Annotated in this window: 18 protein-coding genes and 1 pseudogene; 5 read left to right on the forward strand and 14 right to left on the reverse strand. The window is 71.7% G+C overall.

What is annotated here, in order from left to right; translation table 11 throughout:
* Positions 1 to 10 precede the first annotated feature (10 nt).
* Together BS80_RS02675 and BS80_RS02680 are read left to right on the forward strand one after the other, a co-directional pair.
* Positions 11 to 220, forward strand: a complete 210-nt coding sequence (locus tag BS80_RS02675) for a hypothetical protein (protein ID WP_035792116.1) — start codon at positions 11 to 13, stop codon at positions 218 to 220.
* Positions 207 to 1,598, forward strand: a complete 1,392-nt coding sequence (locus tag BS80_RS02680; protein ID WP_035792119.1) for an Asp-tRNA(Asn)/Glu-tRNA(Gln) amidotransferase GatCAB subunit A — start codon at positions 207 to 209, stop codon at positions 1,596 to 1,598. Before BS80_RS02675 ends, BS80_RS02680 begins: the two co-directional genes overlap by 14 nt.
* On the opposite strand, the gene BS80_RS37430 is transcribed toward BS80_RS02680, so the two are convergent.
* From BS80_RS37430 to BS80_RS02710, 6 genes are all read right to left on the reverse strand, one after another.
* The gene (locus BS80_RS37430) at positions 1,553 to 1,804 is read right to left on the reverse strand and encodes a hypothetical protein (RefSeq protein WP_157535794.1); all 252 of its coding nucleotides are present in this window, start codon (positions 1,802 to 1,804) and stop codon (positions 1,553 to 1,555) included. The two genes, BS80_RS02680 and BS80_RS37430, sit on opposite strands and share 46 nt — an antisense overlap.
* Positions 1,805 to 2,013: 209 nt before the next feature.
* Positions 2,014 to 3,387, reverse strand: a complete 1,374-nt coding sequence (locus tag BS80_RS02690; RefSeq protein WP_035792122.1) for a Ni/Fe hydrogenase subunit alpha — start codon at positions 3,385 to 3,387, stop codon at positions 2,014 to 2,016.
* Entirely contained in the window at positions 3,384 to 4,172 is a 789-nt protein-coding gene (locus tag BS80_RS02695; protein ID WP_035792125.1) for an NADH-quinone oxidoreductase subunit B family protein, read from the reverse strand. Before BS80_RS02695 ends, BS80_RS02690 begins: the two co-directional genes overlap by 4 nt.
* Position 4,173: 1 nt before the next feature.
* Positions 4,174 to 4,989 (reverse strand): FAD/NAD(P)-binding protein, encoded by an 816-nt coding sequence (locus tag BS80_RS02700; protein WP_035792128.1) that lies wholly within the window; start codon positions 4,987 to 4,989, stop codon positions 4,174 to 4,176.
* A complete protein-coding gene (locus tag BS80_RS02705) occupies positions 4,986 to 5,447 on the reverse strand; it encodes a cyclic nucleotide-binding domain-containing protein (protein WP_035793107.1) in 462 nt (153 codons plus the stop codon). The genes BS80_RS02700 and BS80_RS02705 overlap by 4 nt, the downstream gene beginning before the upstream one ends.
* The gene (locus tag BS80_RS02710; protein WP_035792130.1) at positions 5,444 to 6,595 is read right to left on the reverse strand and encodes a 4Fe-4S dicluster domain-containing protein; all 1,152 of its coding nucleotides are present in this window, start codon (positions 6,593 to 6,595) and stop codon (positions 5,444 to 5,446) included. The genes BS80_RS02705 and BS80_RS02710 overlap by 4 nt, the downstream gene beginning before the upstream one ends.
* A 174-nt stretch (positions 6,596 to 6,769) precedes the next feature.
* On the opposite strand from BS80_RS02710, the gene BS80_RS02715 reads away from it, so the two are divergent.
* Complete coding sequence (locus tag BS80_RS02715; protein WP_035792133.1) at positions 6,770 to 7,303, forward strand: hydrogenase maturation protease; 534 nt, start codon at positions 6,770 to 6,772, stop codon at positions 7,301 to 7,303.
* A gap of 78 nt (positions 7,304 to 7,381) precedes the next feature.
* Here the strand turns inward: BS80_RS02715 and BS80_RS02720 are convergent, their stop codons facing one another.
* From BS80_RS02720 to BS80_RS02745, 6 genes and pseudogenes are all read right to left on the reverse strand, one after another.
* Positions 7,382 to 8,017: an Rv1733c family protein gene (locus tag BS80_RS02720; protein ID WP_051965775.1), complete on the reverse strand. Its 636-nt coding sequence runs from the start codon at positions 8,015 to 8,017 to the stop codon at positions 7,382 to 7,384.
* Between the two features lie 366 nt (positions 8,018 to 8,383).
* Positions 8,384 to 10,798 (reverse strand): phosphoketolase family protein, encoded by a 2,415-nt coding sequence (locus tag BS80_RS02725; RefSeq protein ID WP_051965777.1) that lies wholly within the window; start codon positions 10,796 to 10,798, stop codon positions 8,384 to 8,386.
* Positions 10,799 to 10,853: 55 nt separating this feature from the next.
* Entirely contained in the window at positions 10,854 to 11,378 is a 525-nt protein-coding gene (locus tag BS80_RS02730; protein WP_035792136.1) for an amino acid kinase family protein, read from the reverse strand.
* Between the two features lie 17 nt (positions 11,379 to 11,395).
* Positions 11,396 to 12,985 (reverse strand): annotated as a pseudogene (locus tag BS80_RS02735) (oleate hydratase); the annotation flags it as partial.
* Between the two features lie 198 nt (positions 12,986 to 13,183).
* Positions 13,184 to 14,404 (reverse strand): arginine deiminase, encoded by a 1,221-nt coding sequence (locus BS80_RS02740; protein WP_035792142.1) that lies wholly within the window; start codon positions 14,402 to 14,404, stop codon positions 13,184 to 13,186.
* 35 nt (positions 14,405 to 14,439) lie between these two features.
* Positions 14,440 to 15,876: an amino acid permease gene (locus BS80_RS02745; RefSeq protein ID WP_083974115.1), complete on the reverse strand. Its 1,437-nt coding sequence runs from the start codon at positions 15,874 to 15,876 to the stop codon at positions 14,440 to 14,442.
* A gap of 318 nt (positions 15,877 to 16,194) precedes the next feature.
* On the opposite strand from BS80_RS02745, the gene argF reads away from it, so the two are divergent.
* Together argF and BS80_RS02755 are read left to right on the forward strand one after the other, a co-directional pair.
* Positions 16,195 to 17,196 (forward strand): ornithine carbamoyltransferase, encoded by a 1,002-nt coding sequence (gene argF, locus BS80_RS02750; protein WP_035792145.1) that lies wholly within the window; start codon positions 16,195 to 16,197, stop codon positions 17,194 to 17,196.
* A 26-nt stretch (positions 17,197 to 17,222) separates the two neighbouring features.
* Positions 17,223 to 18,140, forward strand: coding sequence for a carbamate kinase (locus tag BS80_RS02755; RefSeq protein ID WP_035792148.1), 918 nt, complete (start codon positions 17,223 to 17,225; stop codon positions 18,138 to 18,140).
* Between the two features lie 191 nt (positions 18,141 to 18,331).
* Here the strand turns inward: BS80_RS02755 and BS80_RS02760 are convergent, their stop codons facing one another.
* Both BS80_RS02760 and BS80_RS02765 read right to left on the reverse strand, forming a co-directional pair.
* Entirely contained in the window at positions 18,332 to 19,153 is an 822-nt protein-coding gene (locus tag BS80_RS02760) for an ABC transporter permease subunit (protein WP_035792151.1), read from the reverse strand.
* Complete coding sequence (locus BS80_RS02765; protein ID WP_035792154.1) at positions 19,150 to 20,079, reverse strand: ABC transporter ATP-binding protein; 930 nt, start codon at positions 20,077 to 20,079, stop codon at positions 19,150 to 19,152. Before BS80_RS02765 ends, BS80_RS02760 begins: the two co-directional genes overlap by 4 nt.
* Between the last annotated feature and the right edge of the window lie 33 nt (positions 20,080 to 20,112).

Here is a 20,112-nt window from a genome sequence, read left to right on the forward strand (position 1 = left end):
GAGAACATCTATGTCCGCCGCCGAACTCACACCGCCGGAGGCCGCCCGCTGGGCCGCCCGCGCCGGACTCGTGCTGCCCGCGGAGCGCCACAGCGCAGTCGCCACGGTCGCCAACCACATCCACAGCGTCGTCATGGTCCTGCGCGAGCTCGACTTCGCGGACGTCCCGCCCGCCGCCGCCTACCGCGCCGCAGAGGAGAAGCACGATGCGGCCGTATGAACTGTCCCTCGCCGCCGCAGCGGACGCGATACGCGCCCGCCGGCTGTCCCCCGTTGAACTGGTCGACTCCGTCCTGGATCGCATCGAGAAGGCGGAGCCACACCTCGGCGCCTACGTCACAGTCACCGCGGAGCAGGCGCGCCGGGCGGCGGGCGAAGCCGAGCGCGCAATGGCACAAGGCCGCTACCAGGGACCGCTGCACGGCATCCCGATGGGGCTCAAGGACCTGATCGACGTAAGCGGGATGGCCACCACGGCCAGCTCCCGGGTCCGCGCCGACCATCGCGCGACAGCGGACAGCACGGTCGCCGCGCGGCTGGGCGCGGCCGGCGCGATCTTGCTCGGCAAGACCCACACCCACGAATTCGCGTTCGGCCTGACCACCCCGCAGACCCACAACGCCTGGGACCACGGCCGGGTCGCCGGCGGCTCCAGCGGCGGCTCCGCGGTCGCCGTCGCGTCCGGCAGCGCGACCTTCGCCCTGGGCACCGACACCGGCGGGTCGATCCGGGTACCCGCCGCGCTCAACGGGGTCGTGGGCCTCAAGCCGACCTACGGCCTCGTCCCGCGTCACGGTGTCATCTCCCTGTCCTGGTCGCTGGACCACGTCGGCCCGATCACCCGCACCGTCGAGGACGCGGCCCTGGTCCTGACCGCGCTGGCCGGACACGATCCGCGCGACCCCGCCTCGTTGTCCGTGCCCGCCACGGACTACCGGCCCGGTGCCGGCACAGACCTGACGGGGCTGCGCATCGGCCTGCCGCGCAGCTACTACTTCGACAACGTCCACCCGCAGGTGGAGACCGCCGTCCACCACGGCATCGCGCAGCTGGAGGCCTTGGGCGCCCAGCTCGTCGAAGTCGACATCCCGATGACCCGCTACATCCAGGCCACCCAGTGGGGCCTGATGGTGCCGGAGGCAGCCGCCTACCACGAAGGCAGCCTGCGCACGGCCCCCGAGCTGTACCAGGAGGACGTCCGCATCCTTCTGGAAGCCGCCGAGTTGATGAGCGCCGGTGACTACGTGCGCGCCCAACGCTCCCGCACGCTCATGCGCGCCGCGTGGGCACGGATGCTGGAGGACGTCGACGTGATCGCGGCCCCGAGCGTCCCGATGCCCGCGGTCGGGGCCGACGAGGAGACGATCAACTGGCCCGACGGCACGGTCGAGAGCGTCTCCGACGCCTACGTGCGCCTCTGCGCCCCGGCCAACATCACCGGAGTACCCGCCCTGACCCTTCCGGTCGGCCAGGACGCGGCGGGCATGCCCATCGGCATGCAGCTGCTCGGCCGGCCCCTCGGTGAGCGCACACTCCTACGGGTCGGCCACGCCTACGAGCAGACGCAGCCCACCCGGCTACTCGCCACAACGGCCTGACCGCCGGCGCTACCCGGCCACCGTGCGGAACTTCCGCTGTGCAGGCGGACGCCGCCGGTGTTCAGGACGTGCCGGGGCAGGCCGTGGGCGACGGCCAGGGCGGAGGCGCGCTCTGCGGCCCAGCCCTTCACCGCGCCGCACGGGTCGAAGTGGGGTGGGTCGCCGACCGCCCAGGCGTCGAACACACCGTCGCTGTCCTGCTTCAACTGCTCGCAAAGGTGCAGGACTTGGCGGAATGCCTGGGCCCTCGGGGTGGTCGGCGAGGGCGGTCAGGGGAAGGCGTCCGTCGCGGATGCGGCTGATCGGGCTGTCCGGTGACCAGAGGTGGCCCACCGGCGGCTAGGCCGTGTCTGACAATTCCCGCCGGGCCCGCGACGCCGGGCATCCCGGCTGGACGCGAATTGTCAGACACGGCCTAGTGCCGCGCTCGTTGCACGGTGAGGTCGAGGAAGTGGGTCGAGCAGGAGATGCAGGGGTCGTGGTTGCGGATGGCCCGCTCGCACAGGGCGGTCAGTTCGGCGTCGGTGGGCTCGTCGTGGCCCAGGCGGGTCTGGACCTGGCGTCGGAGGTCCTCCTCGATGGCGCCCTGGTTCTGCGCGGTCGGCGGTACCAGGACGGCGTCGGTGATCGTTCCGGACGGGTCCAGGGTGTAGCGGTGGTAGAGCAGGCCGCGTGGCGCCTCGGTCGCGCCGTGGCCGGTTCCAGCGCGTGGCGGAACTTCGGTGCAGGGGCTCGGCGCGGGCTCGTAGGCGTCGATGATGCGCAGGGCCTCGTCGACGGCGTACAGGACCTCGACGGCGCGCACGACGATGCTGCGGTAGGGGTTGCGGCAGACGGCGCCCTGGGCAGGGTCGCCGAGCCCGGCCTCGTGGGCGGCTTGGCGGGCGATCGGGGAGAGCAGGCGGCCGCTGACGGCGTACCGGGCGAGCGGGCCGGTCAGGTGGCGTCGTCCGTCGAGCCGGGAGTGCAGGGCGGTGGAGTGCGGCACCTGGTGCTCGACGACGTGGTCACCAAAGGCGTGGAGCGGAAAGCTGTGGGTGGGCAGCGCGCGGTCGCTGTCCGCGGCCAGGCCGGCCGTGCCGGGGGCGGGCATCACGGTGGGGGTGCCGCATTCGATGGCATAGGTGCCGGGTTCGGCCAGGGCGAGCAGGTCGTGGTCGCAGCCGGCGTCGGGGAAGTCGAAGGCGGCGACCCAGCGCACGGTCTGTGCGGCGTCGTCGCGAGCCCGGCGCAACCGCTCGGCCAGCGGACGCAGTTCGGCGGTCGTGGGCAGGCGGTGGAAGCCGCCGAGACGAACGTTGACGGGGTGGATCGCACGGCCGCCGAGGACTTCGAGGATCGCGTTGCCGGCCTGCTTGAGGCGAAGGCCGCGCTCCACGTCGGCGCGGTGGGTGCGAGCCAGGTCGACGGCGCCGTCGGCACCGAGGAAGTCGGGGGCGTGCAGGAGGTGGACGTGCAGGGACTGGCTCTCGATCCACTCGCCGCAGTAGAGCAGGCGACGCAGGGCGGCCGGCTGCCCGGTAACGGTGACACCACACGCGTCCTCGATGGCGCGGCAGGCACTCAGCTGGTAGGCGACGGGGCAGATGCCGCAGATCCGGGAGGTGATGTCGGGCGGCTCGGTGTGGGCGCGTCCGCGCAGGAACGCCTCGAAGAAGCGTGGGGGTTCGTAGATCGCCAGCCGGGCCTCGGTGACGCTGCGGCCCTCCAGGCCGAGGTGGAGCGCGCCCTCGCCTTCGACGCGGGCGAGCGAGCCGACGTGCAGCACACGGGATCCGCGGTGGGTCACCGTTCCAATTCCTTCCGGGCTGCCGCGTCGAATTCCGGGGCGGCTGCGTTGAACGTGCGCAGCACGCGCACCACGTCGAGGGTGTCCATTCCGTCGCGGTGCAGCAGGGGGACGAGGGCGGGGAGGTTGGTGGAGTCGCTCGGGCCGAAGCAGCCGTAGCAGCCGCGTCCGTAGGTCGGGCAGACGGCGCCGCAGCCGGCGTGGGTGACGGGCCCGAGGCAGGGGGTGCCGTGGGCGACGGTCACGCAGACCGTGCCGCGTTGCTTGCACTCGAAGCAGACGCTGTGCGCGGGTACGTTCGGGGTGCGGCCGGCCAGGTGGGCGGTGATGACCTCCAGCAGCTGACGGCGGTCGATGGGGCAGCCGCGCAGCTCGAAGTCGACGGGGACATGGGTACTGATGGGGGTGGAAGTGGCGAGCGTGGCGACGTAGTCGGGCCGGGCGTAGACGACGGCCTGGTACTCGGCCACGTCGGCGTAGTTGCGCAGGGCCTGGACGCCGCCGGCCGTCGCGCAGGCGCCGATGGTCACCAGGCGGCGGGAGACGGCGCGGATGTGGTGGATCCGCTCAACGTCCTGCGCGGTGGTCACCGAGCCCTCGACCAGCGACAGGTCGTAGGGGCCGGGTGCGGTCGCGCTGGAGGCTTCGAGAAAATGGGCGATGTCCAGGTGGTCGGCGAGCGCGAGGAGTTCGTCCTCGCAGTCCAGCAGGGTGAGCTGGCAGCCGTCGCAGGAGGCGAACTTCCAGACGGCGAGTCTCGGGCGTCGGCGGGCATCGGTCGGCATCTCACAACTCCCTGACCAGCAGGAGGGATCGGGCGCGGGTCCAGGTGACGACCGGGCCGTCCCGACACAGCAGCAGCGGGCCGAGTTGGCAGTGCCCGCAGTGGCCGGTGCCGCAGTGCATGGTGCGCTCCAACGAGACGCGGATCCGGTCCGGTTGAACGCCGCGCTGCACGAGGTCGTCGGCGGTGGCCCGGATCATCGGCTCGGGGCCACAGACGAACGCCGTCGCGGAGTGCGGGTCGAAAGAGGCCCGGTCCAGCAGGGTGGTGACCACGCCGACGTCGCCCTGCCAGCGCTCGTCGGCGCGGTCCACGGTGGTCAACACCCGGGCGTCCGCCTGCCAGCCGGTCAGCTCGGCGGGGTAGAGCAGGTCACCGGGTTCACGTGCTCCGACCAGGACGTTCAGTCGCCCGTACCGTTCGGGCGTGGCGAGTGCGGCCAGGACAAGCGGGCGAAGCGGCGCCAGGCCGATGCCACCGGCCACCACCAACAGGTCGTCGCCCGCGGCTTCGGGCAGGCCCCAGCCGGTGCCGAACGGACCGCGCACCCCGACGCAGTCGCCGGGCCGAAGCGCACGCAGGGCACTGGAGATCGCACCGACCGCGCGGACGGTGTGGGTCAGGCGGTTGCCATCGATGCCGCAGACGGAGAGCGGGACGTCGCCGACGCCGAAGGCGTACACCATCGCGAACTGGCCCGGGGCGAAGGGCGGCAGAGGCGCACCGGCCGGCTCCAGCACGATCGTGGCGGTGTCGTCCGTCTCATCCCGATGGGACACCACCCGGTAGGGCAGCGGGACGGCGGAGGGAGCCGTCACCTCGCCGCCCCGGTATCGGGCGGCCCGTACAGGTCCAGCAGGCGGGTGCGGGTGGCCTTCAGCCGCCTGGCGATCACCTGGGCGACGCCGTGATTGACCGCCAGGCCAAAACCCGGATCCTGCACGCATGCCTCACGGACCTTCGGCGCGTCGAACTCGGCGGCCAGCAGCGCGCTGCGTGCCCGGGCGCCGAGGTGCCAGCGGTAGGGTTCGAACAGCCAGGACCAGCCCAGGAGTTCGCCCTCCCCCAGGGTCTCCACGACGGCCGTGCGACGGCCTGGAACGTGGATATCGAGGGCGACCGAACCGGAGCGGACGATCCAGAAGCGGTCGGCCCTGCCGTCCTCCTCGAAGAGCCGCACCCCGGCGGGAAACGAGACCTCACGCGCGAGGGCGAGCAGTCGCGACCGGTGGGCCGGCGCAAGCGTGGCGAGGAAGCCCGACGCCTCGGTGGTCACCGCGTTCCCTCCGCCGCGCCGCTCTCCCACTCGCGGTTCAGCGCGTGGGCCTCCTCGGTGATGTCGATGCCGACCGGGCACCACACGATGCAGCGCCCGCAACCGACACACCCGGAGCTGCCGAACTGGTCGTGCCAGGTACCGAGTTTGTGCGTGGCCCACTGCCGGTAGCGGCTGTGGGAGGAGTCGCGGACCGGGCCGGTCGGGAGGTGGGAGAAGTCCCGGTCGAAGCAGGACTCCCAGTGCCGCCAGCGCTCGGCATGGTCGCCGGTCAGGTCCGTGACGTCCTCGACGGAGGTGCAGAAACAGGTCGGACAGGCCATCGTGCAGTTTCCGCAGGTCAGGCAGCGGGCAGCGACGTCGTCCCAGCGCTCGGCCGTGAGCGTCTCGCGCATCAGGACCTGCAGGTCCACCAACGGCATGCTGCGACCCATCCGGTCGGCCGCCTCGGCGACCCGGTCCCGCGCGGCGGTCCTGGTCGCGGCGTCGGCCACCCGGGCGGGCAACTCGGCCAGCACCGACTCCCCCTCCGCGCTCCCGGCCCGCACCAGGAAGCGGTGCCCGTCGCCGTCGACCACCTCCGTCAGCGCCAGGTCGTAGCCGGGACCCGCGGCCGGCCCGGACCCCATGGACACACAGAAGCAGGTGGCCCCCGGCTCGGTACACTCCACCGCCACCAGGAACGCCCGCTCCCGGCGCCCGACGTAGGCCGGATCGCTGTACATCCCGCCGGTCAGCACCCGGTCCTGGATCGCGATGGCCCGCAGGTCGCAGGGGCGCACGCCCAGGAAGGCGTAGGACGGCGGAACGCTCGCGTCCGCCGTCATCACCAGCGCGCCGTCAGCGCCACGAAGAGCGGTCCACTGCCGCACGCGCGGCGGGTGCAGGAACGTCTTCCAGGACTGCGGGCCCGCACTGTGCGCGAAGGCCGCGCCGTCCTCGCGCGCACGCAGCCGGTAGAGGCCGGCCTCCAGTTCGACGCCCCAGCCGTAGGGCAGGTCCGCGCCGTCGGAGAGCTCGGCCAGCACGATCGCCCCGTCGCGCACCGTCGGCCCGACGACGGTCCGGCCGCGAGCCACCAGGACCGCGATCAGCGCGTCCAGGCCGTCCTTGTCGAGTACCGCGGTCGCCACCTCGTCGTCCGTCATCACCAACCTCCCGGCGCCGATCATGCTGTCCGGGTCAGTATGGGCACGGACCCGGGGGCTGACGCGGGCCGACGGGCTCTGCTGTGGCTCAGGTGGCGGTGGACTTGACCCGTATGGACCCACCCACCCCGTGCACAGGACTGGTGGGTGCGGCGACCGGGAAGAGCCACGCGTATGAGCAGCGCAGCGCGGATCGCCGTCATCGGTGTCGGGAACGAGTACCGCCACGACGACGGCCTCGGCTGGGCCGTGCTGGCCCGGCTCACCCGGCGAACCGAGCAGCTGCCGGACGGGACCGCTCTCCGGGTCTGCGACGGTGACCCGGCCCGGCTCATCGGCCTGTGGGAGGGCGCCGACCTCGCCGTCGTGGTGGACGCCGCACACGCCCACCCCGGCCGGCCGGGCCGGGTGCACCGGCTCGGACTCGACGCCGGACCGTGGTCGAGTGCTGCGGGTACCACCAGTTCGCACGGGTTGGGACTCGGCGAAGCCGTCGAACTCGCCCGCACGCTCGACCGCCTACCGGGACGGCTCGTCGTCTACGCCGTCGAGGGTACGGACACCAGCCCGGGGATCGGCCTGTCACCCCTGGTCGCCGCCGCCGTGGGCCCGCTGGCCCGCCGGATCGCCGGCGAAATCGCATTTCACCACCGCCGCGGCAGGCCGGCGCCGTGTCGTCGGGAACCGCGCGAGTGTGAAGGTCCGTGAAGCGCCCGCCCGGCACGGTGGCCAGGACGGGACAGCAGGACAGCAGCTCGTCGCGGCGTGACGATCGGAAGGACGGCATCAGCACTCGCCGTTCTCCGGACGGCGGTTGCGCCCGGACCAGAGCGGCTCGACCTGCTGCCAGCCACGCTCCCAACCATGCTCGGCCCGCCGGTCGAGCACCCGACGGCGGACGGTGTAGCCGGTCAACGCCGTGGCACCTGTGACAGCGAAGGCGCCGAGACCGTACAGTCCGGCCGTCGTCTCCACCTGGCGGTCGGGTTGCGGTGGCTTTGCCGGATTTCCGCTGTCGTCGACCCAGAGCGAAACGCGAACACCCGCCGCGGTTCCGGCCGGTACCGGGAGGACGCCGGTCCGGTGGTCGGTCGGCGGGTAGTCCCAGGCCGCCTTCGCCGAGGTGGCGGACAGCATCGGGTTGTCGCCGACCGCGGCCAGCGTGGTGGCGGTCACCTGGTGGCGGTGCCCGGCGGTCCGGTGGGCCTGTGCCAGCATGCCGTCCAGCCGAGTCAAGGCGAACAGCGTACTGAAGGCCACGCAGAGCACCAGGGTCACCGTGATGGTGAGCAGCAGCCGACTGCGGGCCCGGTCGACCGGGCGGCAGAGAGGGTTGCGGTCCTGCCCGACGGCGCGCCACAGCTGGCGCGCGAGCGGCGTGCAGGAGTGCGGGTGCCGGTGCGAGACAGATGCAGCGGGCATGGCGCGCCTCCTCGGTGCCGCGCGGTTCCGCGGCGCTGCCCTCAGTCTGTTACACCGACCTCCGCAGCCCCTAGGGTCCAGCGGTACCGGGAGCCGGGCCGGTGGGCCCAACAGCTGGAGACCGTGCTCCAGTCGGTCAAACAAGCCGGGCCGGCATCCGACGGTTCGGCCGGCGTCCCACCCTCGCGCCGCGCCACGGTCAGCGGCGCAACCGTCACACGCCGCGCCGTCGAACGAGCCAATACTGATCAGAGCCGCCCGCAAGAACCCCCGTGAAAACGTCGAATCCCGAATTGCCGGTGCTCGGACAGGCCGACGCGTGACGTGCTGCTCGCCGGTGGTCCGCGAGCCACTCAGTGGGCCGCTTCAGGCGTTCCAGGTCCAGTCGGTGACCTCGGGCAGGTCGGTGCCGTGCTCGCGGATCCATGCCTGGTGGCGGAACCTCGTGTCGACCATCTGCTGGCGCAGGGACGCGGCACGGACGGCCAGGCCGGGCGTGCGGTCGATGACGTCCATGACCAGGCGGTAGCGGTCGAGGTCGTTGCGGACCACCATGTCGAAGGGCGTGGTGGTGGTCCCGGACTCCTTGTAGCCGCGTACGTGCAGGTGCGGGTGGACGGCGCGGCGGTAGGCGAGGCGGTGGATCAGCCAGGGGTAGCCGTGGTAGCCGAAGATCACGGGCTTGTCCCGGGTGAAGAGGGCGTCGAACTCGGCGTCCGGCATGCCGTGCGGGTGCTCCTCGGCGGGCATCAGCCGGGCGATGTCCACCACGTTCACCACTCGCACTGCCAGCTCCGGCAGGTGGCGGCGGAGCAGGTCGGCGGCGGCCAGCACCTCCTGGGTGGGGACGTCACCGGCGCAGGCGAGGACCACGTCGGGCTCCCGGCTGCCGTCGTCGGTACCGGCCCACGGCCAGATACCGGCGCCGCGGGCGCAGTGCTCGCGGGCCTGTTCCAGGGTCAGCCAGTCGAAGCAGGGCTGCTTGCCCGCCACCACGACATTGACGTAGTCGCGGCTGCGCAGCACGTGGTCGGCGACGGCGAGCAGCGTGTTGGTGTCCGGCGGGAAGTAGACGCGCACGGCCTCGGGGCTCTTGTTGAGGACGTGGTCGACGAAGCCGGGGTCCTGGTGGGAGAAGCCGTTGTGGTCCTGGCGCCAGACGTGCGAGGTGAGCAGGTAGTTGAGCGAGGCGATGGGCGCGCGCCAGGGGATCTGGCGGGTGGTGCGCAGCCACTTGATGTGCTGGTTGACCATGGAGTCGACGATGTGGACGAAGGCTTCGTAGCAGGAGAAGAGGCCGTGCCGGCCGGTGAGCAGGTAGCCCTCCAGCCAGCCCTGGCAGGTGTGTTCGGAGAGGATCTCCATCACCCGGCCGTCGTGTGCGAGGTGTTCGTCAGTGGGCAGGACCTCGGCCTGCCAGGCTTTGCCGGTGGCCGCGTAGACGTCCTGGAGGCGGTTGGAGGCGGTCTCGTCGGGGCCGACGATGCGGAAGTCACGGCGGGTGGCGGAGTCGGCCATCACCTGTTCCAACAACCCCCCGAGCACTCGGGTGGGTTCGTGCAGGGTGCTGCCGGGCTTGTCGACCGGGACGGCGTAGCGGTCCAACTGCGGGATCGGCAGCTCGCGCAGCAGCAGCCCGCCGTTGGTGTGCGGGTTGGCGCCGAGCCGGCGGGGGCCCTCGGGCACGCAGGCCAACACGTCGGCGGTCGGGCGGCCGTCTTCGTCGAAGAGTTCCTCGGGTCGGTAGGAGCGCAGCCATGTCTCCAGCTGGGCCAGGTGGGCGGGATTGTCACGGACCTGGTCGAGCGGTACCTGGTGGGCGCGCCAGGTGCCCTCCACCGGGACGCCGTCCACCACGGCCGGGCCGGTCCAGCCCTTGGGGGTACGCAGCACGATCACCGGCCAGGCCGGGCGCCCGGTCGCGCCTTCCGTGCGGGCGGCGTGCTGGATGCCGGCGATCCGGTCCAGCGCGGTGTCCATCGTCGCCGCCATCTCACGGTGGACCGTCAGCGGGTCCTCGCCGGTGACGTACAGCGGGTCGTGGCCGTAGCCGCGCAACAGGGCGTCGAGCTCGGCCTCGGGCACCCGGGAGAGCACCGTCGGGTTGGCGATCTTGTAGCCGTTCAGGTGCAGGATCGGCAGCACCGCGCCGTCGTGCACCGGGTCGAGGAACTTGTTGCTGTGCCAGGACGCGGCCAGCGGGCCGGTTTCTGCCTCTCCGTCGCCGATCACGCAGGTCACCAGCAGGCCCGGGTTGTCGAGCGCGGCCCCGTAGGCGTGCGAAAGGCTGTAGCCGAGCTCACCGCCCTCGTGGATGGAGCCGGGCGTCTCGGGGGCGACATGGCTGGGCACACCACCGGGGAAGGAGAACTGGCGGAACAGGCGGGTCATGCCGTCGGCGTCGCGGGTGATGTCCGGGTAGGTCTCGGTGTAGCTGCCCTCCAGCCAGGAGTTGGCCAGCACGGCCGGGCCGCCGTGGCCCGGGCCCCAGACGCAGATCGCGTCCAGGCCGCGTGCTCGGACCACCCGGTTGAGGTGGGTGTGCACCAGGTTCAGTCCGGGCGAGGTGCCCCAGTGGCCGAGCAGCCGCGGCTTGATGTGCTCCGGGGTGAGCGGCTCGCGCAGCAGCGGGTTGGCGAGCAGGTAGATCTGACCGACCGCCAGGTAGTTGGCGGCCCGCCAGTGGGCGTCGAGGGCGTGCAGCTCGTGCTCCGACAGGACTGCGGGCGGCAACGACGGTGTGACGCGCGGCTCGGTGGCGGCGGGCTGGGTGGCGGACATGCTGGCGGACTCCTCGGGGCCGGGGACGTGCGGGGCGCCGTACTGATACCCAGCGTCACAGATCGACCGCAGCACGCACAGGGCCGACCGGGCCACGCAGGAGCAGTCGACCCGGGACTTGTGGCCCACTGTCGGCAGCTCGCACGCGTAGGCGGTGGACCCGGGACTTCCCGGGGTCCACCGCCTTTTCCGAGTGGGTGCAGGCGGTCCGCGGGTGGGGCAACCCGGAAGCTGCCTGTGCTGCTCCGACCCGCGCGGCCTGGACGATGGTTCCGGTGGTTCCGAGCAAGATGCCAAGGGCATCGTCGAGCGGGCCGATCGCGGCAAGGCCAGCGGTGCGTTCGGCAAGGAGGGCGGCCGCTTCGACCTTGGGCCGCATGGAACCCGCCGGCAGGTCGAGGGCGCGCAGCTGTTCCGGGGTGGCCCGGAGCAGCGGGCCGGGGTGGGCGGCGCCGTAGTGGGTGAAGACGTGGGTGACCAGCGCGACGACCGGGCGGCCCGGCAGCCGGCCGACCAGGCGGTGGACGTCGGCGCGCAGCGCGTGGTCGGCTGGCGAGCTGTCCGCGTGCAGCACCAGCACGAGGCGGGTGGAGCCGGCTACCGGCGGTGCATGGTCTCCAGTGCCTGCACGAGCACCCGGGGGTCGTGCAGGCCCTTGTAGACGGCCGGGGGCCGGTTGTCGAGCTTCAGCAGTTCGGCGACCGCGGTCCAGGCGGTGCGCACGGAGTACTCGACGGTGAAAACGACATCGTCGGGGACCTCGGCGAACTGGCCGACGAAGGCCAGGTTGGTCGAGCCCTTGGGAACGACCTGGGGCCGGTCGCCGTGCTTGCGGACGAGGAACTGGCTGGTGATGTAGGGCATCAGGCAGGGGGTGACCGTGGAGTTCTCCGTGATGTCCGCGATCGCCGGCTCGTCCAGGCGCAGGTGATGCAGCACCTCCTGGAGGATCTCCTGCCCGGTGCACCGGGACATCGGCTTGCGGACGAAGTCTCCGACCGTGTCCGGGAAGAGACCGTAGCCCCACCAGACGTAGACGCCCTCAGGCTGCTCGCGGTAGACGGGCTGGTGGTTGAGGACGATGGTGAGCAGCCAGCTGGACGAGGAGAAGGTCATCAAGCCGCCCCTGCCGGTCTGCCGGCCGCTGAGCTTTTCCACCAGGTCGAGGAAGGCCGGGTCCTTGGCCGTGACCGTGAAGGACTCCCAGGTGGAGTCGCCGACGCTGCGGTCGAAGGCGGACGGGTTGCCGAAGTCCTCACGGCCGCGGGCGAGTCGGTGCCAGAGCTGCCAGGCGCCGGACTGCCGGGTGGTGTCCGGGACGGGGGCGGCGGTGTCCGAGCCGAGTGCGGAGTTGGCGGTCATGGAGCCGTTGGTGACGAAGACCAGGTCCTTCGGTGCGACGTCGATCTGTTCGTCACGGCCGCCTTGGCGCAGCAGGACGCGCTCCACGGTCGTCCCGGCGCCCGGCTTGAACGCGAGGTCGGTCACCAGGCATCCGGTGCGGATGACGACTCCCTGCGCCCGCAGCCAACTGACCAGCGGCAGCACGATCGAGTCGTACTGGTTGTAGCGGGTGCGGTAGATCCCGGACATGGTCTCGAAGGTCGGGAAGAGGTGGACGAAGCGGTTGAGGTAGCGGCGGAACTCGACGGCGCTGTGCCACGGTTCGAAGGCGAAGGTGGTGCACCACATGTACCAGAAGTTGGTGGTGAAGAAGCCCTCGCCGAAGCAGTCGGTGATCCGCTTGCCGTCCAGCAGCCGTTCCGGCGTAGCCAGGCACCTGACGAGTTCGAGGCGGTCGCGCTCGGAGAACCCCAGCGAGTGGGTGTCGACGATCTCGCCGTGCTGGTCGACCAGGCGCGAGGCGTCGTCCCAGGGGAAGTCCGCATGGGCCTCGAAGGTGTCCTGCGTGACGGACTTGGCGGGGTCGTCGATCGAGGGGATCGTGGACAGCAGGTCGTAGGTGCAGCGGAACTGCGCCTCGAACATCCGCCCTCCGCGCATGGTGTAGCCCGTGTCGGGTGTCCCACCGGCGTCCAGGCTGCCGCCGAACTGGTCCTGCTCCTCCAGGATCTGGATGTCACTGCCGGCGAAGCCGCCGTCCCGGATGAGGAACGCGGCCGCCGACAGTGCGGCGATGCCGCCTCCGACGAGGTAGGCCTTTGCCATGGTGTGCTCCTGTGTTCGCTGTTGGTGGTCGGTGCTCGGCGCACCGTCGGGGCTCTGCTTGCCACCCTGCTCCGTGCGGCGGGTGGCGTCGGTGGGCCGTTGGTCCCTGCTGGGTGTCCGGTCGGCCCGGTGGTGCGGGCCGACCGCGGTGGGCTGCTTGGGGTGTCTCCGGTGATGTGGGCAACTCGGTTGCCGGCCCCACGGATCAAGCCTGTGTCAGGCCGGGTCGCGCTGGATGGGGCAGGTCATGCAGCGCGGGCCGCCGCGGCCTCGGCCCAGCTCGCTGCCGCGGATGCCGATCACCTTGATGCCCTGGTCGCGCAGGTAGGTGTTGGTGGTGGTGTTGCGTTCGTAGCCGACGACGAGACCGGGGCTGAGGGCGAGGAAGTTGTTGCCGTCGTCCCACTGCTCGCGTTCGGCTGCGCGCGCGTCGAGCGGGGCGGTGAGCAGGCGGACGCGGTCGAGTTCCAGGGCGGCGGCCAGCGCGGCGTCGAGGTTGTCGTTCTCTCGGACGTCGAAGCCGGTGGTCCGGGTGGGGTGGGACGTGAGGGTCCAGGAACGCATCGGCGGGAGTTCGGGATAGAGCGCGAAGGCGTCCCGGTCGACCATCGAGAGCACGGTGTCCAGGTGCATGAAGGCGCGGCCGACAGGGAGTTGGACGGCGATCACCCGCTGGGTGTCGTGCGCGGCGAAGAGGCGCCGGGTGAGGAGTTCGACGGCCTGCGGGGTGGTGCGCTCGCCCATGCCGATCATCACGGTGCCGTGCCCCAGGACGTGGACGTCGCCGCCCTCGATGGTGGCGGGACCGTGGTCGGTGGTGCCGTCCAGCAGGGTGTGGGTGCCGGCGAATCGGGGGTGGAAGCGGTAGATGGCGGCACTGTGGACGGTCTCGCGGCGGCGAGCGGCCTTCGCCATCGGGTTGACGCAGATCCGGTCGCCGATCCAGCAGGAGTTGTCGCGCTGGAAGAGGTGGTTGGGCAGCGGGGTGAGGGCGAAGTCCTGGTCACCAAGGCTGTTCCAGACCAGGCTGTGCGGGCCCACTAGGTGCAGGTCGTGCTTGAGGACGCCGCCGATCAGGTAGGCGGCGAGGGTGGTGCCATCGACCTCCTCGCACAGTTCGCGCACCGGGTTGACGAGGGCGGGGCCGACGGTGTGCTCGTTGACGACCTGCTCCAGAACCCACCAGCGGGCCTCGGGGATGTCCAGGGTCTGGGCGAGCAGGTCGGCGAAGTAGTGGACCCGGACACCGTGGTCGCGCAGCACCTGCGCGAAGGCGTCGTGCTCCTCGCGGGCGCGCTCGGCCCACAGGATGTCGTCGAACAGCAGGGCATCGACGTTACGGGGCGTCAACCGGGACAGTTCCAGGCCCGGGCGGTGCAGGACGGCCTGGCGCAGGGTGCCGACCTCGGAGTCGACGCGGAAGGTGTTCGGGGTCATGGGAGTGCTCCTCAACAACGCGGGCGGGGTGGGGTTCAGGCGGCGTGGCGGTGCGGGCTGTCGGGCGCGTCGACGACGGTGCCCAGGGCGGGTGCGGCCGGCAGGGCGCTCTCGCCGTACTCGCCGCGGCTGCGCTTGAGCAGGATGTAGACCGGGATGCCGAGCAGGATGGCGAACAGCCCGTAGTAGACGGTCTGGTAGCCGCTGCCCTGGATCGACCAGTAGGAGAAGACGAGCGCGAGCGAGCTGACCACGGCGTCGCGGACCAGTCGGCCCCGGGCCACCTCGCGGCGGTGGGTGAGCAGCCAGTAGAGCTGGGCGGCCGCCGAGAAGAGGTAGGGAATGGCGGCGGTGAGCACACTGAGCAGGACGATGGCGGTGAAGACGTGGTCGAAGCTGCTGTAGGCGGCAACCGTGATCAGCGAGGCCAGCACGGTGGCCGAGACGATGCCGAAGACCGGGACGTCGCCGCGGCGGCTGGCGAACGCCTTGGGGAAGAGTCCGTCGCGAGCGGCGGCCTCGGGCATCTCGGCGCAGATCATGGTCCAGCCGCCGAGTGCGCCGATGCCGGAGATGATGGCGGCGACGGCGACGACGTTGCCGGCCCAGCTGCCGCCGGCCATCTGGTTGGCGGCGTCGGTGAACGGCGCGGTGGAGGCGGCGAGTCGGGCGTGCGGGACGGCGCCGAAGACCGCGAGGGTGCCGAGCAGGTAGACGGCGGCGCAGGCGAGGGTGCCGTAGAGGGTCGCGCGGGGCACGTTGCGCTCGGGGTCGCGCACCCGGCCGGCGGCCACCGAGGCGGTCTCCAGGCCGATGTAGCTGAACAGCGCGATGGCCGCGGCAGCGGAGACGGCGCCCAGCGGGGAGCCGCCGCTCGCGTTGAAGGGCCCGAAGTCGCCGGCACGGACGAAGAACAGGCCGACCGTGGCCATCAGGATCAGCGGGATGAACTTCATTACGGTGGTGACGACTTGGAAGGCACCGACACTGCGCAGGCCGACCAGGTTGACGGCGGCGGGGATCCACAGGCCGGTCAGCGCGATGGCGGCGGAGAGCCACTTGTTGTGGCCGGTGTTGACGAAGACCTCGACGTAGCCGACCCAGGCGACCGCGATGGCGGCGTTGCCGGCCCAGGCGGTGATCCAGTAGGACCACGCGTTGAGGAAGCCGGCGAACTCGCCGAACGCCTCGCGGGCGTAGACGTACGGGCCGCCGCTGCCCGGCACCCGCTTGGCCAGTCGGCCGAAGGTGAGGGCCAGGGCGATCGCTCCGACGGTGACCACCGCGAAGGCGACCAGCGAGATCGGCCCGTAGGGGGCGAGGGCGGAGGGCAGCGCGAAGACGCCGGTGCCGATGATGCTGCCCACAATCAGGGCGGTCGCGGTGGGGAGGCCGAAGGTCGTAGCGGCCTTGGCCGAGGGCTCGTCCGCCTTCTTCAGGTGCGCAGCGCGGGATGACTTCTCTCTGGGCATGTGCTGTTCCTCGTCGTGGTGGTGTGGTCCCGGACCAGCGCGTTCCTCGTACAGCCGGCGCCGTGGGGATCGAACGGTCACGATCATCGAAGGCCGCGGCAGGCCCTGTCCGGGGCCGAAGGTCCCGAGCACAGGGCCCAAGGGCACGACGGGTGCGCTTCGGGCCGAACGCCCGCCACAAGAGGGCCGATGGTCCCCATGAGCGGGGCCGTTCGCGGACGCCTCACCGCCGGGCGAACATGGGAGCGTTCCGGTGATCCCCCCGAAATCCCCAGCGCTGCCTACGCGGTGGCGCCCTCGTCGAGCCGGAGCCCCACCATGAGCCCAGTCCTGAAGGACCGTCACTTCCTCAAGGAGACCGATTTCACCGCCGAGGAGTTCACCTCCCTGGTCGACCTCGCCGCCCGCCTCAAGGCCGACAAGCGCGCCGGCGCCGAGCAGCAGCGCCTGACGGGCCGCAGCATCGCGCTGGTCTTCGAGAAGACCTCCACCCGTACGCGCTGCGCGTTCGAGGTGGCCGCCCACGACCAGGGCGCGCACGTGACGTACCTGGACCCGGCCGGCACGCAGATCGGGCACAAGGAGTCGATGAGGGACACCGCCCGGGTGCTCGGCGGGATGTTCGACGGCATCGAGTACCGCGGCAGCGGCCAGGAGCGCGTGGAGGAACTCGCCCGCCACGCGGGCGTACCGGTGTGGAACGGACTGACCGACCAGTGGCACCCGACCCAGATGCTCGCCGACCTGCTCACCATGCGCGAACAGAGCGGCAAGCCGCTCCATGAGATCTCCTTCGCCTACCTGGGCGACGCCCGCAACAACGTCGCCAACTCCCTGCTCGTAACGGCCGCACTGCTCGGGATGGACGTCCGGATGGTGGCGCCCCGCGCCCTGTGGAACAGCGACGAGGTCACCGCCACCGCACGGGCGCTCGCCGAGCAGAGCGGTGCCCGGATCTCCCACACCGAGGACGTCCACCAGGGCGTCGCGGGCGTCGACTTCCTCTACACCGACGTGTGGCTGTCGATGGGCGAGGACCACAGCCTGTGGGCCGAGCGCATCGACCTGCTGCGGCCCTACCAGATCAACTCGGCCGTGCTGAAGGCCACCGGCAACCCGGACGTCAAGCTCCTGCACTGCCTGCCGGCCCTGCACGACGCGGGCACCGATCTCGGCCGGGAGATCCGCGAACTGACCGGCCTCGATGCCCTGGAGGTCACCGACGAGGTCTTCGAGTCCGAGCACTCCGTCGTCTTCGAACAGGCCGCCAACCGGCTGCACACCATCAAGGCCGTCATGGTCGCCACCCTCGGCCGCTGACCGCCCTGCCCCTGAGGAGTAACACCGTGCGCATCGTCGTAGCCCTGGGCGGCAACGCCCTGCTTCCCCGCGGACAGCACCCCGACGCCGAGCCCCAGGCCCTGCGGGTCACCGAGGCCGCCCGCGCGCTGGCGCCGCTCGCCCGCGACCACGAGTTGGTCATCACTCACGGCAACGGCCCGCAGGTCGGACTGCTGGCGATGGAGAGCGCGGCCGACCCGGCCCTCGCCCACCCCTACCCGATCGACGTGCTCGGCGCCGAGACCCAGGGCATGATCGGCTACTGGCTGATCCAGGGCCTGCACAACGCCCTGCCGGGCCGCCAGGTCGCCTGCCTGCTCAACCAGACCGTGGTGTCCGCCAACGACCCGGCCTTCCACTCCCCCACCAAGTTCGTCGGACCGGTCTGGACGGAGTCCGAGGCCCGCCGCCAAGCCGCCGAGCGCGGCTGGGCGATCGCCCGCGACGGTGAGCACTGGCGGCGCGTGGTGGCCTCCCCCGAACCCCGCCGGGTCGCCGAGGCCGGCCTGATCAGACTGCTGCTGGACGCCGGGGCGGTCACGGTCTGCGCCGGAGGCGGCGGCATCCCGGTCGTGGAGCACGCCGACGGACAGCTGACCGGCACCGAAGCCGTCGTCGACAAGGACCTCACCGCCGCCCTGCTCGCCGAGGAGGTCAAGGCGGACTTCCTGCTGATCCTCACCGACGTCCCGCACGTCGTCGCCGGCTACGGCACCCCGAAGGCCCGCCCGTTGCACACCACCACCCCGCGCGAACTACGCAGCCTCGCCTTCCCGCCCGGCTCCATGGGCCCCAAGGTCGAGGCGGCCGCCCGCTTCGTCGAACACACCGGCGCCATGGCGGCGATCGGCCCGCTGAGCGACGTCCACGGCATCCTCCAGTCCACCACGGGCACCTATGTCCGGCCCGACCGGCCGATCTGACGTCGAGCCACCGCCACCCGATGGCACAGCGCCGGCCACCCCGCCGGCGCTGTGCCATTTCCCGCTGCTCCACGGAAGGTCGTCTCGGGGCCTGACCGGTCACTCCCTTCCGCGCATGAACTCACCCCCTGCGCTGGGCACGCCCGCTGCCCCGGGCGGGGAGCCGCCCGGGGCAGTCGGCGTGCAACCGGTCAGGGGGCCAGGTCACGGCGGGCCAGCAGCGGCAAGGCAGCGGAGAAGCCGGCCACGCCGACGGCGAGCAGGACGGCGACCGGGAACCACGCGAGGGTGCCGTGGGCGAGGGCGTCGCCGGGTGTGTAGTAGTGGAACGGGCTGAGGAAGCGCAGCGGGGCTGCCGGGCTCCAGGCGAGGGCGACGAAGTTGAGAGCGAAGCCGACCGCGCCGAAGGCGATGGTGGCACCGATGACCTGGGAGCGGCGCCGGGCTGCGGCAGAGACGGCCAGGGCCGGGCCGGCCAGGCTGACACTGAAGCACCAGCCCAGCACCCCGGCGGCGAACACCCCGCGCAGTGGCACCGCCTGGCGCAGCTGCGGGGAGAGCCCGATCCCGACGGCCGTCGTCAGGGTCGCGGCGGCGTTGAGCAGCAGCGTCGCGGCCAGCAGGGCCACGGTGCGCTCCGCGAGCAGACGGGCACGGGTCACCGGGCGGACCATCAGGAGTTCGATGGTGCCGCCCTCCACGTCGGCCGCGACCGCCGCTGCGGCGAGCGAGCCGATAGCGGTGAGCTGCATCGCGATCCAGAACGGGTGGACCAGTCCGGCGCCGAGCAGTCCGGGGTAACTGGCCAGCGAGACGTCCCCTGTCGAGCCGGAGAACGCCTTGAGCGCACTGGCCGGTCCACCGCTCGCGCCGCCGAACAGCTGCGCCGGCGGCACGGCGCGGGTGACGACCACCATCAGCGCCTCGAAGAGCACCATCCCGGCCGCCAGGAAGACCAGCATCCGGCGGCGCCGGGTCAGGGCGAGGACGAACAGAGGGAATCGGGCGCTCATGAAAAGGTCTCCACGTTCTGTTCCGGGCTTCGGTAGAGATCGAGGAACGCCTCGTCCAGTCCGGCCTCCTCCACCGACAGGTCGACGACTGGCAGGGTGGCCAGCAACTCCCGCAGGCCGTCCGCAACCTCCTGCGGTGGGACGAGCAGGCGCAGCTCCGTACCGTTCCAGGCCGGTGACCAGGCTTCGGCGCGCCCCAGCGGGCGCGGCCCGAGCGCGTCGGCGAGGACGAGTCGTACGCGGCGGGCCCGGGTCTCCCGGAGCTCCGCGACCGCCTGGACGGTGACCAGGCGCCCGCCCCGAACAATCGCCACCCGTCCGCAGGTGCGCTGGACCTCGGGCAGCACATGGCTGGAGAGCAGCACGGTGCGCCCGTCGGCCGCGGTCTCCGCCAGCAGGCCGAAGAAACTCTCCTGGACGAGCGGGTCGAGCCCTTCGGAGGGCTCGTCCAGAACCAGCACGTCGGGTTCGTGCTGGAACGCCTGCACCAGCCCGAGCTTCTGCTTCATCCCACGTGAGTACTCGCGCACCGGTCGGGCGAGGTCGGCGGGCAACAGGCCCAGCCGCTCGCAGAGTTCGTCCCGCCGTGGGTTCGGTGCACCTTGCAGGTCACCCAGCAGGCCCAGCGTTTGACGTCCGGTCAGTTCGGGGTAGAGCCGCAGTTCCCCCGGCAGGTATCCCAGCCGTGGGCCGAGCCGGCGGTGGTCGGCGACCGGGTCCATCCCGAGGACCGAGACCCGGCCGCTGGTCGGGCGCAGCAGCCCGACCAGGCAGCGGATGGTCGTGGTCTTGCCCGCGCCGTTGGGTCCGAGGAAGCCGAAGACCTCACCCCGCTCGACGGTGACGTCCAACCGGTCGATACCGATCTTGGGTCCGTAGCTCTTGGTCAACGCGTCCAGCTCGATCGCTGCCGCGGTGTGGTTCATTCGATGCCTCCCAAAGCGCAAAGTCGCTGCGGT

The sequence above is a fragment of the Kitasatospora mediocidica KCTC 9733 genome, from assembly GCF_000744225.1.
In the GTDB taxonomy this organism is placed as follows: domain Bacteria; phylum Actinomycetota; class Actinomycetes; order Streptomycetales; family Streptomycetaceae; genus Kitasatospora; species Kitasatospora mediocidica.

Coding starts and splice junctions, on each gene's coding strand:
- BS80_RS02675 (WP_035792116.1), top strand. CDS start 11: ATGTCCGCCGCCGAACTCACACCGCCGGAGGCCGCCCGCTGGGCCGCC.
- BS80_RS02680 (WP_035792119.1), top strand. CDS start 207: ATGCGGCCGTATGAACTGTCCCTCGCCGCCGCAGCGGACGCGATACGC.
- BS80_RS02695 (WP_035792125.1), bottom strand. CDS start 4,172: ATGCCGACCGATGCCCGCCGACGCCCGAGACTCGCCGTCTGGAAGTTC.
- BS80_RS02710 (WP_035792130.1), bottom strand. CDS start 6,595: ATGACGGACGACGAGGTGGCGACCGCGGTACTCGACAAGGACGGCCTG.
- BS80_RS02715 (WP_035792133.1), top strand. CDS start 6,770: ATGAGCAGCGCAGCGCGGATCGCCGTCATCGGTGTCGGGAACGAGTAC.
- BS80_RS02720 (WP_051965775.1), bottom strand. CDS start 8,017: ATGCCCGCTGCATCTGTCTCGCACCGGCACCCGCACTCCTGCACGCCG.
- BS80_RS02725 (WP_051965777.1), bottom strand. CDS start 10,798: ATGTCCGCCACCCAGCCCGCCGCCACCGAGCCGCGCGTCACACCGTCG.
- BS80_RS02740 (WP_035792142.1), bottom strand. CDS start 14,404: ATGACCCCGAACACCTTCCGCGTCGACTCCGAGGTCGGCACCCTGCGC.
- BS80_RS02745 (WP_083974115.1), bottom strand. CDS start 15,876: ATGCCCAGAGAGAAGTCATCCCGCGCTGCGCACCTGAAGAAGGCGGAC.
- argF (WP_035792145.1), top strand. CDS start 16,195: ATGAGCCCAGTCCTGAAGGACCGTCACTTCCTCAAGGAGACCGATTTC.
- BS80_RS02760 (WP_035792151.1), bottom strand. CDS start 19,153: ATGAGCGCCCGATTCCCTCTGTTCGTCCTCGCCCTGACCCGGCGCCGC.
- BS80_RS02765 (WP_035792154.1), bottom strand. CDS start 20,079: ATGAACCACACCGCGGCAGCGATCGAGCTGGACGCGTTGACCAAGAGC.